The 12,337-nt window shown below is 44.3% G+C and carries 13 protein-coding genes; 7 read left to right on the forward strand and 6 right to left on the reverse strand.

What is annotated here, in order from left to right:
• Window positions 1-27: 27 nt before the first annotated feature.
• From FGL80_RS02925 to FGL80_RS02940, 4 genes are all read right to left on the reverse strand, one after another.
• Window positions 28-1,368 carry a DUF4097 family beta strand repeat-containing protein gene (locus FGL80_RS02925; protein WP_055308533.1) on the reverse strand — a complete coding sequence of 447 codons (1,341 nt, stop codon included), beginning with the start codon at window positions 1,366-1,368 and terminating at the stop codon, window positions 28-30.
• Window positions 1,368-1,715, reverse strand: coding sequence for a PadR family transcriptional regulator (locus tag FGL80_RS02930; RefSeq protein ID WP_009999995.1), 348 nt, complete (start codon window positions 1,713-1,715; stop codon window positions 1,368-1,370). Before FGL80_RS02930 ends, FGL80_RS02925 begins: the two co-directional genes overlap by 1 nt.
• A gap of 110 nt (window positions 1,716-1,825) precedes the next feature.
• Window positions 1,826-2,572 carry a helix-turn-helix domain-containing protein gene (locus FGL80_RS02935; RefSeq protein WP_055308532.1) on the reverse strand — a complete coding sequence of 249 codons (747 nt, stop codon included), beginning with the start codon at window positions 2,570-2,572 and terminating at the stop codon, window positions 1,826-1,828.
• 89 nt (window positions 2,573-2,661) lie between these two features.
• The gene (locus FGL80_RS02940; protein WP_147001793.1) at window positions 2,662-4,098 is read right to left on the reverse strand and encodes an aminotransferase-like domain-containing protein; all 1,437 of its coding nucleotides are present in this window, start codon (window positions 4,096-4,098) and stop codon (window positions 2,662-2,664) included.
• Window positions 4,099-4,215: 117 nt separating this feature from the next.
• Between FGL80_RS02940 and pdxS the strand changes: the two genes are divergently transcribed.
• Together pdxS and pdxT are read left to right on the forward strand one after the other, a co-directional pair.
• A complete protein-coding gene (pdxS, locus tag FGL80_RS02945; RefSeq protein ID WP_366246697.1) occupies window positions 4,216-5,100 on the forward strand; it encodes a pyridoxal 5'-phosphate synthase lyase subunit PdxS in 885 nt (294 codons plus the stop codon).
• Between the two features lie 12 nt (window positions 5,101-5,112).
• The gene (gene pdxT / locus FGL80_RS02950; RefSeq protein WP_055308529.1) at window positions 5,113-5,667 is read left to right on the forward strand and encodes a pyridoxal 5'-phosphate synthase glutaminase subunit PdxT; all 555 of its coding nucleotides are present in this window, start codon (window positions 5,113-5,115) and stop codon (window positions 5,665-5,667) included.
• A gap of 266 nt (window positions 5,668-5,933) precedes the next feature.
• On the opposite strand, the gene FGL80_RS02955 is transcribed toward pdxT, so the two are convergent.
• Window positions 5,934-6,662 (reverse strand): helix-turn-helix domain-containing protein, encoded by a 729-nt coding sequence (locus FGL80_RS02955; RefSeq protein ID WP_147001794.1) that lies wholly within the window; start codon window positions 6,660-6,662, stop codon window positions 5,934-5,936.
• 99 nt (window positions 6,663-6,761) lie between these two features.
• Here FGL80_RS02955 and FGL80_RS02960 point away from each other — a divergent pair, with 99 nt between their 5' ends.
• Complete coding sequence (locus tag FGL80_RS02960; RefSeq protein WP_081455410.1) at window positions 6,762-7,019, forward strand: helix-turn-helix domain-containing protein; 258 nt, start codon at window positions 6,762-6,764, stop codon at window positions 7,017-7,019.
• Window positions 7,020-7,100: 81 nt separating this feature from the next.
• Window positions 7,101-7,538, forward strand: a complete 438-nt coding sequence (locus FGL80_RS02965; protein ID WP_172792730.1) for a cysteine peptidase family C39 domain-containing protein — start codon at window positions 7,101-7,103, stop codon at window positions 7,536-7,538.
• A 48-nt stretch (window positions 7,539-7,586) separates the two neighbouring features.
• Here FGL80_RS02965 and FGL80_RS02970 read toward each other — a convergent pair whose 3' ends face one another.
• Window positions 7,587-8,525, reverse strand: a complete 939-nt coding sequence (locus tag FGL80_RS02970) for a multidrug resistance efflux transporter family protein (RefSeq protein ID WP_055308526.1) — start codon at window positions 8,523-8,525, stop codon at window positions 7,587-7,589.
• 395 nt (window positions 8,526-8,920) lie between these two features.
• Here FGL80_RS02970 and tyrS point away from each other — a divergent pair, with 395 nt between their 5' ends.
• From tyrS to FGL80_RS02985, 3 genes are all read left to right on the forward strand, one after another.
• Entirely contained in the window at window positions 8,921-10,168 is a 1,248-nt protein-coding gene (gene tyrS, locus FGL80_RS02975) for a tyrosine--tRNA ligase (protein ID WP_055308525.1), read from the forward strand.
• Between the two features lie 73 nt (window positions 10,169-10,241).
• The gene (locus FGL80_RS02980) at window positions 10,242-11,231 is read left to right on the forward strand and encodes a D-2-hydroxyacid dehydrogenase (RefSeq protein WP_055308524.1); all 990 of its coding nucleotides are present in this window, start codon (window positions 10,242-10,244) and stop codon (window positions 11,229-11,231) included.
• A 173-nt stretch (window positions 11,232-11,404) separates the two neighbouring features.
• Entirely contained in the window at window positions 11,405-12,274 is an 870-nt protein-coding gene (locus tag FGL80_RS02985; protein ID WP_055308523.1) for an NAD(P)-dependent oxidoreductase, read from the forward strand.
• Window positions 12,275-12,337 lie beyond the last annotated feature (63 nt).

Here is a 12,337-nt window from a genome sequence, read left to right on the forward strand (position 1 = left end):
GTATGGTGACAGTGATAATGTGCAGCGTTAGTAGACTTTGATGGTACCCAAATCCACTGAGGCCGCAATGGTAAATTCTGGCATTTGACCAGTAAACCCACGCTTTTCCTGCGGCGTATTGTGGTTAAAATGCCTATCAGGTCGGTTAGGCATGGTCACATTGCCTGATTGTGACGAGAGATCAAAATAGTAATCTTGCGTATCAGGCGTCGTTAGACGAATGTCACCGCTTAGAGCTTGTAATTGCAAGTCGTGCGTGAGTGTCTGAATTTTGAGGCGCAGAGTACCAGATGTCGTGTTAAATTGCCCACCGCCGATAAAGTGATCAACTTTAATTGTGCCAGATGTTACGTTGATTTGACTGTGTGGTAACGTCACATGGTCAAGTTGGATGCGACCAGCTTGATTGGTCATCTTAGCGTGATCAATGGTGATATCTCGGCCGTTGACGTCACTGGCTTTGAAATCCCAATTGGCTTCGTGGACTTGAAGATGCTTGACGTGGAAGCTACCTGCCGTCAGGGTTAAATTAAAGGTTTTCAGGGTGAGGTTTTTTGCGGTCACTTGACCGGCGTGATTTGTAACCGTCAGATGGCCATCGGAAAAGTTTTGTGGCAAACCGATATTCACGTGGACTTTCACTTGAAAGAGTCGTGGCGTGTCACCTTGGGTGACCACCACTTGATCCGGCGTTTCGGATACTGATGCAAAATAGCGCTGATTATCGCGACTGAAAAATTCATCAATGGTTACGAGATCCGTCTTATCGTTACGATAAAAATTTAAGGTAGCATTTTTATAATTTAAAACGAGTGCTTGATCGGTAACGGGCAGCTGAATACTGTGATGTGCAGCAGTCCAATGTGGGGAATTGGTTGATTCCTGCTCGGTAAAAGTTGCGGTATCGTCAGTGGTATCAAAGGCGTAGAATTTACGACCGACCCGTGCACCAGCGCGGTCGACATGAAGCCAATCACCAAATTGCACTTTATTATTTTTACCATCAAGGATAATATCGTCACCTAAGCGGACACCTTGACCATTAATGTGCAGATTACCAAGGCGCAAGCCATCATCTGACAAATCAAAGAAGCGGGCTGTCGCATCTTGCGTTGTCTCATCATCAGACGCAGTTTGTTGGGTATGTGAATCACTCATTTCTTGTAAAATAGTGTCAATATCTCCTAACTGCGCAAAGGTGTCATCGAGTGCTTCTTCATGTGATTTGTCTTGTTGGGCAAAATCTTGATAGGCATCTAGCAAATCAGCCACGAGTTCTTCTTTAAATTCAGTAAGTTGCGGATTAGGCGTATATTTTGAAAAAATAACGTCTAGGCGAGTACGTATCGCGAGTTCAATTGAGGTCATTATTTGTCTCCTTCTGCAATCGTGCCAGTGATGAGCTGGCTAATCACATCTTTTGCAAATTGCCAGTCAACAATCGCTTGTTGGAGGTGTTGTTGGCCAGTAGCAGTAATTTTATAGTATTTCCGGCGAGCCCCTTGGGTTTCATCGCCCCAATAACTGGTAATATCACCACTTTTTTCTAAACGCCGAAAAGCCGTGTATAAAGTTGCTTCGTTCAGTTCATATTGTTGCTGGCTGAGTAAGCGAACTGATTTGGCGACTTGATAACCATAAGAATCCTGTTGTTGGAGAATATTGAGAATCATGGTATCAATGTGACCACGAATAAGGTCTTTAGAAATTGACATCTTATTGTCCTCCACTTAATCTTGCGTTTATTATAGGAAAAATTACTGTGTTTGTCAAAGTAATTTGTTAAACAGAGTAAAAAAGACAACCAAGCAATGGTTGTCTTTTTTTAACCTAGGGTATGCCATATGGCGAGTGGTTGGCTTGTCAAAACACGTAACCGTTTTTGATAATCAGTTAAGGGTTCCGGCTTTTTTTGGCTCATCCAAACCGAGATAAGGCCAGTTAAGGTTTCGATGTAGTATTCCGTACCCAGGACATCTTGCGCCGCCCGTGGTTGATATTTAATCAAAAGGGACTTATATTTGGCTTTCAAAAATTGTACCCACACCCCACGAATATAGGGTCGCGTATATAAGATATGGAGAACTTTGTGTTCTTGATAAAGTAAGGGCGTCATATCATTGATAAAAACCGTTAAAATATCAGGTTCAACGGCTAAGCGCGACTCGATTTTGGTTTTAATGTTATCATCGACAGCATTAATAGTGGCATAAGCTAAATCATCGAACGTTGGGAAATAAGCCATGACACGTTCAATGGATAGGCCAGCCAATTTGGCAATGGTTGCCATTGTCGGGATTTTATCAGCACTCGCGCGCATACTTTTAATGAAAGCGGCTAAAATGAGTTGTTCGTCATCGAGATCTTGACTGTTTTGGTCGCTGGGCATAAAAAAATTCAGTGGTAAATGAAACGTTTCAATGATTGTGAGCATCATTTCAGCGGTAGGGTGGCTTTTAGCCCGTTCCCAATTGGAAACGGATTGATAGGAAATAAACAGTTTGTCAGCAAATGTTTGTTGGGTCAAGCCAAGTGATTTTCGTAGCGCTTTAATTTGGTTACCAATCGCCATTATTTTTCCTCAAATGTTATCTTTTAAATGATGCAGGGCATGTACTAAACACGTTCATCATACACTAACTGGTTTAAAAAACCTAGTTGTCAATCGATTAATTGTGCCATTACGGCCTGTAGACGTTGCTTTAATAGGGTATCATCCGCGGGGAGTTGCGAATAACTTAAACGGACATGGTTACTGTGACGACCAAATAAGAAATCTGGTAAAACCAGCAGTTGCTGATCGAGAAACACTTGATAATCAGCGCGGGTCATTGTCGATTTGGTTAAAATATGGAGCCACAGCGTATTGCCTAAAGTCGGGATTTTATAGGCCAATTGGCCTTGTGATACAAAGGGTGCGAGCAGGTGTAATAGCCGTTGACGGGAGTGCGCTAATTGGTGTTGCTGCTGGGCGACCAAGTCGGCCAAGTTGGGTTGGCTTAAGAGTTGGGTCGCCAGATACTGGGAAAAAATACTGATGCCGGATTCCATTTCTTGGCGAATTTCTGATAAGCGCGAGACGATGGCTGGTGGGGCAATCAACCAACCAATTCGGGTGTCAGCACCACTAAACTCGGAAAGAGAGCCGATATAGATCACATTATTGGGATCCAATTGTTTAAGCGTGGGGATACTTTGCTGACTAAGCGCGAGCGTGAAGCCAAAAGGATCGTCTTCAACAATGGGTAAATTGAGTTGCCGGCACCGCGCAATCAGGGCGTGCCGCTCGACTAATGGCATGGTTTGAGTCGTGGGGTTTTGATTGGTTGGATTGACAAAGACGAATTTTAAATGGTGTTGGTAATATAAATGCTGCAAATCGTCGAGGGATAACCCGCCATTTTTTGTGCGTGGCACGCCAAAAACCCGAATACCGGCGACTTGAAATAAGGCAAGTTGGTACAAATAAGACGGCGATTCAATGGCAATGGCATCACCATAGGATAATAATCCTTGGGCAATTAAGAAAAAGGCTTGCTGGGCGCCAGCAGTAATCAGGAGTTGCTCATCTGGCAGGGGTTGGTTGAGATAGGGGTGCAAGTGTCGTCTGATTTGTGCTTTTAATGCGGGACTACCACTCATTGCGTTGGCAGTATTTTGTTGCAGTAGCGTGGCCATGGCGATACTTGGGAGTGCTAGCTGACGTAAAGGTGCATTTTCGGTCTGACTGTCGGCTAAATTTAAAACTTCCGGCTGTTGGCGCAAGTGTTTGAGCTGTACCATAAAGCTTTCCGGATCACTTAAACAATCCGTTGTAAAATAGTTTCGCCAGTTGACATGTGCTGATAAAACACCCCATTTGCCCGAGTTAACCCAAGTGCCACTCCCTTGTTGCCGGAGTAAAATGCCTTGGCTGACTAATTCATTGAGTGCGTGTTGAACGGTCGAGCGATTAATTCCTAAGTCTTGTGCGAGGCGGCGTTCTGGCGGCAGTTGTTCACCTGGTAGTAAGGCGCCTTGTTCAATCCCTTGTAAAATGACATTAATCAGCTGCAAATAGACGGCCTTTTTGTCGTGTGATGGTAGTTGCCAGCGCAAGATCGGTGCTCCTTTTAAATTGGTTGGTCAAAAATTAAACCAATTGGTTGTTCTCAGTCAATTCAGCATAACTTAAAATAGAATGAAATTCAAATCACAAACATTAGAGGAGTATGAATCATGGAAAAAGGCACCACATTGGTTAAGCGCGGGATGGCACAAATGCAAAAAGGCGGCGTGATTATGGACGTTGCCAACGTCGAACAAGCAAAAATTGCTGAAGCAGCTGGTGCGGTGGCTGTCATGGCCTTAGAACGTGTCCCATCTGATATCCGAGCTGCTGGCGGTGTCGCACGCATGTCTGATCCAGCCATGGTCGAACAAATTATGGCCGCCGTGACGATTCCGGTGATGGCAAAAGCACGCATTGGGCATTTTGTTGAAGCCCGTGTGTTAGAAGCGGTTGGCGTGGATTACATTGATGAAAGTGAAGTGCTAACCCCAGCAGATGACACCTATCACATTGATAAAACGGACTTTGAAGTGCCGTTTGTGTGTGGCTGCCGTGATCTTGGCGAGGCCTTACGCCGGATTGGTGAAGGGGCTTCAATGCTACGGACCAAAGGCGAACCAGGGACAGGCAATATTATTGAAGCGGTTCGCCACATGGAAAAAGTTAATGAACAAATTGCGCAAGTGCAAGCGGCCAACCCGAATCAATTAATGACGATTGCCCGTGATTTGCGGGCACCGTATGATTTGGTGACCTACGTTCATGAACATGGTAAGTTACCAGTCATTAATTTTGCCGCGGGCGGTGTGTCTACACCAGCAGATGCTGCATTGATGATGAACCTTGGCGCTGATGGGGTGTTTGTGGGTTCAGGTATTTTCCACTCAGAAAATCCCGAAAAATTTGCCAAAGCCATTGTGGCTGCAACGGCGAATCCTACCGATTACGATTTGATTGCCGAAGTGTCAAAAAATATTGGTAAGCCTATGAAGGGGATTGAAATAGCCACGCTCTCAGAAGACCAAAAAATGGCTAGTCGTGGCATCTAAGGGAGAATGGGAATGATTGTTGGCGTATTGGATTTACAAGGGGCAGTCAGTGAACATGTTGACATGTTGGTACAGTGCCAAGTTGAAGTGCAGTTAATCAAAAAAGTGGCGGATTTAACGGGTATTGATGGGGTGATTATTCCTGGTGGGGAGAGTACAGTGATTTACAAATTGCTCGTACAAGAACACCTACTTGAGCCGTTAAGACAGCTGATTCAGACTGGCTTACCAGTTTTTGGCACCTGTGCCGGAATGGTGCTTTTAACCCAATCCAAGGCATTTGGCGCGTTACCAGCAACGGTGGTGCGTAATGGCTTTGGTCGGCAAAAAGATAGTTTTGAGCAAGCCATTTCGGTGGTTGGATTTGATGAACCGTTTCATGGTGTGTTCATTCGGGCGCCGTATCTGACAGCTGTTAATGAATCGGTGACTGTTTTGGCCACAATTGATGACGAAAAGGTGATCGCGGCACAATATGCGCATATTTTAGTGACCGCTTTTCATCCAGAATTGACAGCTGATACACGTTTTCATGAAAAATTTATTCAGTTAATTGCGAATAAATGACTTTTTATAACACAATTGTCATAAAAAGTCACGCATATATTTTACGTCAAAAAATAGCGTTACAAATTGAATTTTTTAAGCCGACAATTTGATAGAATACTAGGTGAGGCTGTTACATATTGAAACAGAGTTCTCAAACTAGGGGTACCTATGCTAAACATTTACCTTAAGACAGACTTTGGGTCAGGGTAGTGATGAGTGGTGTAGGTTTTTTATTGTCTAAAATTAAAAAACCCCAGGCACCGCTACACGCGGTGCCTGGGGTTTTACTGTGGCCAAGATTGTATAGGGATGCGGGTAAGATGCTGAATACGCCGTTGAAAAGCTGCCAATGGTTCGGGGTGTATGGCACTCAACCACACAGAAATGAACGTAATGAGCACGTCAAGCAAGTAGGTAGCGTCGATGGCTTTTGGTTGCCATTGTTGGATGAGCTGTTTGTAGCGTCCTTTAATAAAACGTAACCAAGTGTCTTTCAAGTAGGGGCGGGTGTATAACAGGTGCAATTTCTCACGTTCGGCATACAAGCGTGGCGCCATATAGGTTGAAAAAATTGTGATCAAATCTTCGTGTGCGATAAGATGCATTTCAACGGTGGGTTTAATTTGGTCGTCAACGGTGACCATAAACTGATTAACGAGTGCCTCATAATTTGGAAAGTGTTGGCAAATTTGCGCGATTGAGAGATTCGCAAACTGGGCAATTGTGGCATAACTTGGCGGTTTACTGGCACAATACATGAGACTCTCCAAAAAACCACGTAAGATTTGTTCTTTTTCTTGCGTGCATTGTTGTTGTTTTGATTGTGTGATGAAAAAGTCATGTGGTAAGTGATATTTTTCAAGGATGGCAAGCAACATATCAGCGGTGGGCTGACTTTGATGGCGCTCCCAATTGGAGACAGCTTGATAGGAAATATAAAGCGTATCTGCCAAATCGCGTTGGGTGAGCCCTTTTGACTGTCTTAGCAATTTAATCTGGTGACCAATTGTCATAATTTTCTCCAAGCGTTTTGATGCGATCTTCGTACAATGATAGTATTGGCAGAAACCCAATAGTACATGTCGTGGTAGGCAGACGAAAATAAGGAGAAAATGATGTTGAATCAGACACGTTATCAGCAAATGACCATTGCACAGTTAAAGCAAGTTACTGGCGGCCATCAATTACCTCAAAATTTAACAGCACTTAGAACAGGGGCTCGACTTAGCCGTCGGGATTTGGCGGAAAAGTTAAATGTTTGTACCTCAACCATTGCGCGCTATGAAGAAGGTAAGCGAGTACCAGATGTTGATTTAATTATTCAAATGGCGGAGCTATTTAACACGACTTGTGACCGCATGTTGAAATAACGACCATGACTAATCTAAAACCTATTATAAACGGATAAAGTGATAAGCAGCATGCCGATATGGTATTTGCTGAAACATAAGATGACACAACAAAACTTCCAATATATCGCACAAGAAGATGAAATGGCATGTGGGCTGGCAGCCCTAGCCATGGTTATGGCTCATTATGGGACATCGCCAGCGCTGTCACGGCTACGCCAATTGACGCAGACTAATGCGTTAGGCACAACAGCCTATGGGTTAATGTCAGCAGCACAAATGCTTCATTTTGACACGTTGGCTCTGCAAGCAGATCAGACGTTATTAACCCAACCTGATTTACTGTTGCCATTTATTGCCCATGTCCGACAACCTACTGGCGACTATCATTATGTCGTGGTTTACAGGCGAGCTGGGCAGGACTTATGCATTGCAGATCCAGATCCTGCAGTTGGGAAAATTAAGCTGTCGTTGCCAGCATTTAGTCGTATGTGGACTGGGGTTGCTTTGTTCATCACACCACCGTCGGCAAGCATCTAATGGCACAAAAAAACTGCCAAAAGACAGGCAGCTTGTTTTCGGATGGGCTTATTCACGAATCGCCAGCATAATAATACCGCCTACCATCAACGTCAACCCTAACAGTTGGCTTGGCGTGGGGAGCGCATGTCCAAGAAACATGAGGCTGAGGAGCACGGAAAACACCACTTCCATGGATTGTGTCGCTTCAACGGCGGCTAATTCTCGCATATTATGCGCAGCAAGTTGAGTGGCTTTAAAAAAGAGTACGGTTGCAATAACGCCAGAAGATAAGGCGACGACAAAGGTATTGATGACTTGACCCATATGCGGCAAACCGACCTGATGATAGGAAAGTCCGGCAATTAAAAGCCATACAGGATAAGAACAAATTAACATCGCCAGCACTTTTTCGGTTGCCGTCATGCTCGGATCAACCACTGCCATAATTTTACGATTACCCAGCGGATAAGCGACGGCCCCAAGCATGATGGCCCCAATCGCCAGCAGCATTGGCGTGATATGTTGTAAGTGGTAGAGAAAAGCGGCGACAGTTAGCAAAACACCTAGTAAAATGACTAACATCCACGGCAGCGATGCCAGTGGGATTTTTAACGCTTGCCGTTGCCCGTTTGGTCGTGTGACTTTAACTAATGGGGTGGTTAACACCCCAAAGATAATCGTGAGTTGCCAAGTTGCTGAAATCAGCCAACCAGGGAGATAATCAACTGCCCAACTCAGGGGTACATAAAACAACACAAAGCATACTTGTGACCAGATGAGCCACGCTATTAAGTTTTGTTTGATGAAGGCTAGGATGCGTGCCAAATTGGAACCTAAATAACGATTCACAATCAGCATTAAGGGGAGCATCCAAAGATAACGTAGGGCAGCAGTATAGCCCCAGTAACCTTTGGCATTGGCCATGACTTCGTTAACGATAAATGTGATCGAAAAGAAAAAAGCGGCCACAATACCGATACTAATGGCTTTTAAACGGTTTGACATCGCAACCTCCAAAAAGTAATTTAGGCGATATAAGGCCATTCTACCAGAGAAAACGGGGATGACTAGAAATAATGTGAGTGTTGCTGTCATGGACGAAGCATTCATGCCGTAATTCTGATAAAAATCACATATTGATCAGATTATCTGATATAATAAAAACATCATCAGTTGATAAAGACACAGATTGGCGCGTCAAAGAAAGTTAGTGGGTGCTGTGAACTAGCCCGCCGCTGTGCTCGAGTTACACAACATTAAGTAGTATGACGTCTGCCGCGATAAGGCGTAATAAGTGGTAGGTCCGATGACTTACAATTTAGGTGGTACCACGGTTAAAACCGTCCTATAGTTATTATAGGACGGTTTTTGCTATTTTAACGACAACAAAGGAGAGACAGATGAATTTTATTGAAGATCTAAAATGGCGTGGCGCGTTAAATCAGGTCACAGACGAAGCAGGGTTATTAGAAGCAATGGCCGATGGCAAGATTGGTGCTTACGTTGGGACAGACCCGACTGCTGATTCTTTGCATCTTGGCCACTTGATTCCCTTTATGGTGTTAAAGCGTTTCCAAAACGCTGGTGGTAAGGCAGTGATTATTGTTGGTGGGGCGACAGGTGCCATTGGCGACCCACGGCCCACGACAGAACGTCAACTTTTGACACCTGAACAATTAGCTGAAAACGAAAAGGGCATCACAGCGCAAGTGACAAAGCTCTTTGGTGATGATGACACCCGTATTGTGAATAACAATGATTGGCTAGGCAAGCTAACATTGACAGACTTTTTGCGTGATTATGGGAAGTTGTTCTCAATTAACGTGATGTTGAAAAAGGATGTCGTGGCGTCACGTTTGGAAACAGGGATTTCATTTACTGAATTTACTTACCAAGTGCTACAAGGGATTGATTTCCATGAATTGTGGCGTCGCGAAGACGTTAAGTTGCAAATTGGTGGTTCTGATCAATGGGGTAACATCACGTCTGGGATTGATTTGATTCATTCACTTGAAGGCAATGATGCGAAGGCCTTTGGGCTCACCATTCCTTTGATGACAGATTCAACTGGTAAGAAGTTTGGTAAATCTGAAGGGAACGCTATCTGGTTGGATCCAAAGAAGACCTCACCTTATACTTTCTACCAATTCTGGTTGAATCAAAGTGATGCTGACGTGGTGAAGTACTTGAAGTATTTCACTTTCTTAAGCGTGGATGAAATTGAGGCGTTGGCGAAGGCCGTTGAAACCAACCCAGGTGACCGTTTGGCACAACGTCGTTTGGCACAAGAAGTGACGAAGTTTGTCCATGGTCAAGCAGCTGTTGAAGACGCAGAAAAGTTATCAGCTGCTCTCTTTAGTGGGGATGTGGCAACGCTTTCGGCTGCGCAAATTGGTGATGCCTTTGGTGGCGTACCAAGCTTTGACACACCTAATGAAATCAAGAATGTGGTTGACTTCTTGGTTGATGGTGGTGTGGAACCATCAAAGCGTCAAGCACGAGAAGACGTGACGAACGGCGCTATTACAATCAATGGTGAAAAAGTGACCGATGTCGCAGCTGAAGTAGACCCTTCAACACACTACGATGGGCAATTTGTATTGGTCCGTCGTGGGAAAAAGAAGTATTTCCTCGGCAAAGTAAAATAATCAAAAAGCACGCTTTTAGCGTGCTTTTCGTTTACAATAAATATGAGTATCATAAGAGAAAGGTGAGCAAAATATGAAAATACTCATGTACAATACAGTTGCCGAAGAACACCCTTTTGTGACCGCTTGGATGGCCAAAACAGGGCACGAGGTGGTCACATTATCCGAACCGTTAACGGTTGACAATGCGGGACAAGCCGCGGGCTTTGATGCGGTCAGCACGCAACAGACAACGGCAATGCCAGCGCCAGTGTATCAGATACTCGCTGAGAACGGGATTAAACAAATTGCCTTGCGCCAAGTTGGCTATGATGTTTTTGATGTACCCGCGGCCTTTGGTCAAAAAATTCGACTTTCTAATGTTGCGGCCTATTCACCACGGGCAATTGCCGAATATACCTTAACCCAGTTATTTAATATTTTACGGCATAACAAGCAGTTTGAGCGCGCCATGGCAACCGGCGATTACACATGGGCAGCTGGTGGCCAAGCACGAGAAATTTATCAGTTAACAGTTGCTATTATTGGCGTTGGTCGCATTGGCTCAGCTTTTGCGCAAATGTTGCATGCTTTGGGAGCCAAAGTGTTAGGCGTTGACCCAGTTTATCGTGCGCAGAACGAAGCTTTTGTCGAATACACAACATTAGATGATGCTTTGGCACGCGCCAATGTGATTAGTTTTCATACCCCTTTAAATGAGGAAACGCGCAACTTAGCGGATCAAGCTTTTTTTGACAAAATCCAACCAGGTACCATCCTATTAAACATGGCACGTGGGGAAATTGTCGATATGGCAGCTTTAGAAACTAGTTTGAATACCGGTCAATTATACGGTGCAGCGGTTGATGTGACGCCCAATGAAAATGCGTTTATGAACCAAAAGCAGGCAGTGACGGATTTACCAGAAAATATTCAGCGACTAACGCAATTGGATAATTTTTATTTATCGCCACACATTGCTTTTTATACGAATACAGCCATTAAAAATATGGTTGAAATGGCGTTAAACGATGCAGTGGCCCTTGCTAATGGTGGGTATACGGATAATGAAATTCTACGGTAGATTGGATAATTTATCGGACGGGTGTTACAAAGAAAAATATTAGAAAAAAATCAGGCAAATTTTCTGAAAAAACAACCAAATGACGGTTGTTTTTTTTTAGGGTCTGATTGATAATAAAGGTTATGTAATAACTATGTTGGCAATCGTATGGCAATTGTTGAGGGAGAAGCAATATGAAGATTGGCTTTGTTGGAACGGGCGTCATGGGCACTGGCATGATTAATAATTTATTAGCCGCCAAGCACGACGTGATCGTGTATAACCGAACACGTGAGAAGGCGGACGATGTGATTGCCAATGGCGCACGTTGGGCAGATTCGCCAGCTGCAGTTGCTCAGGCTGCTGACATAACATTTACCATGGTTGGCTATCCAAAAGACGTGGAAGCGGTGTGGACTGGTCAAGACGGGCTATTTTCTGGCGCCAAGTCTGGTGATATTTTGGTTGATATGACGACCTCTACACCTAAATTAGCTGAAAAGCTTGCCGCAATGGGGCAAGCTCTTGGGATTGGTGTGCTTGATGCACCGGTTTCAGGTGGTGATATTGGCGCTAAAAATGGCACCCTATCCATCATGGTTGGTGGTGAATTGGCCACGTATGACCAAGTGTTGCCCATTTTTCAAGTCATGGGGCAAAATATTGTACTTGCTGGTGATGCCGGTAAGGGTCAGCACATGAAAATGAGCAACAATATTGGGGTTGCTGCAACAGTTATTGGGATGGCAGAGTCGATGGCCTATGCTAAGGCGGCGGGCCTAAATCTTGACGCTGCTTACAATATCTGGCGGAATGGTGCAGCAGGTTCATGGTCAGTCACAAATTATATGCCACGAATTATGGCAGATGATTTTTCGGCTGGTTTTTATGTAAAACATCTATTGAAAGATTTGCGCATTGCATTAGATGCAGCTGCTGAGATGGACATTGATCTACCAGGCACAGCACTGGCAGAACAATTGTTTGCTAAACTCAATACAGCTCATGGCGATGAGGGTGTGCAAGCCATTGTCAAGTTATGGGCGTCATTTGCGTCAGCATAATAGCATGTTTCACGTGAAACGTCGTTTGGGGAGCAACTTAGAATTCAATTTTGATTGTGAGGG

Source organism: Leuconostoc lactis, assembly GCF_007954625.1.
Classification (GTDB): domain Bacteria; phylum Bacillota; class Bacilli; order Lactobacillales; family Lactobacillaceae; genus Leuconostoc; species Leuconostoc lactis_A.

Excerpts from the sequence above, each read along its gene's own strand:
- pdxT (WP_055308529.1), top strand. The coding sequence starts at position 5,113 with ATGATTGTTGGCGTATTGGATTTACAAGGGGCAGTCAGTGAACATGTT.
- tyrS (WP_055308525.1), top strand. The coding sequence starts at position 8,921 with ATGAATTTTATTGAAGATCTAAAATGGCGTGGCGCGTTAAATCAGGTC.
- FGL80_RS02955 (WP_147001794.1), bottom strand. The coding sequence starts at position 6,662 with ATGACAATTGGTCACCAGATTAAATTGCTAAGACAGTCAAAAGGGCTC.
- FGL80_RS02925 (WP_055308533.1), bottom strand. The coding sequence starts at position 1,368 with ATGACCTCAATTGAACTCGCGATACGTACTCGCCTAGACGTTATTTTT.
- FGL80_RS02960 (WP_081455410.1), top strand. The coding sequence starts at position 6,762 with ATGATGTTGAATCAGACACGTTATCAGCAAATGACCATTGCACAGTTA.
- FGL80_RS02930 (WP_009999995.1), bottom strand. The coding sequence starts at position 1,715 with ATGTCAATTTCTAAAGACCTTATTCGTGGTCACATTGATACCATGATT.
- FGL80_RS02935 (WP_055308532.1), bottom strand. The coding sequence starts at position 2,572 with ATGGCGATTGGTAACCAAATTAAAGCGCTACGAAAATCACTTGGCTTG.
- FGL80_RS02970 (WP_055308526.1), bottom strand. The coding sequence starts at position 8,525 with ATGTCAAACCGTTTAAAAGCCATTAGTATCGGTATTGTGGCCGCTTTT.
- FGL80_RS02985 (WP_055308523.1), top strand. The coding sequence starts at position 11,405 with ATGAAGATTGGCTTTGTTGGAACGGGCGTCATGGGCACTGGCATGATT.
- FGL80_RS02980 (WP_055308524.1), top strand. The coding sequence starts at position 10,242 with ATGAAAATACTCATGTACAATACAGTTGCCGAAGAACACCCTTTTGTG.
- FGL80_RS02965 (WP_172792730.1), top strand. The coding sequence starts at position 7,101 with ATGACACAACAAAACTTCCAATATATCGCACAAGAAGATGAAATGGCA.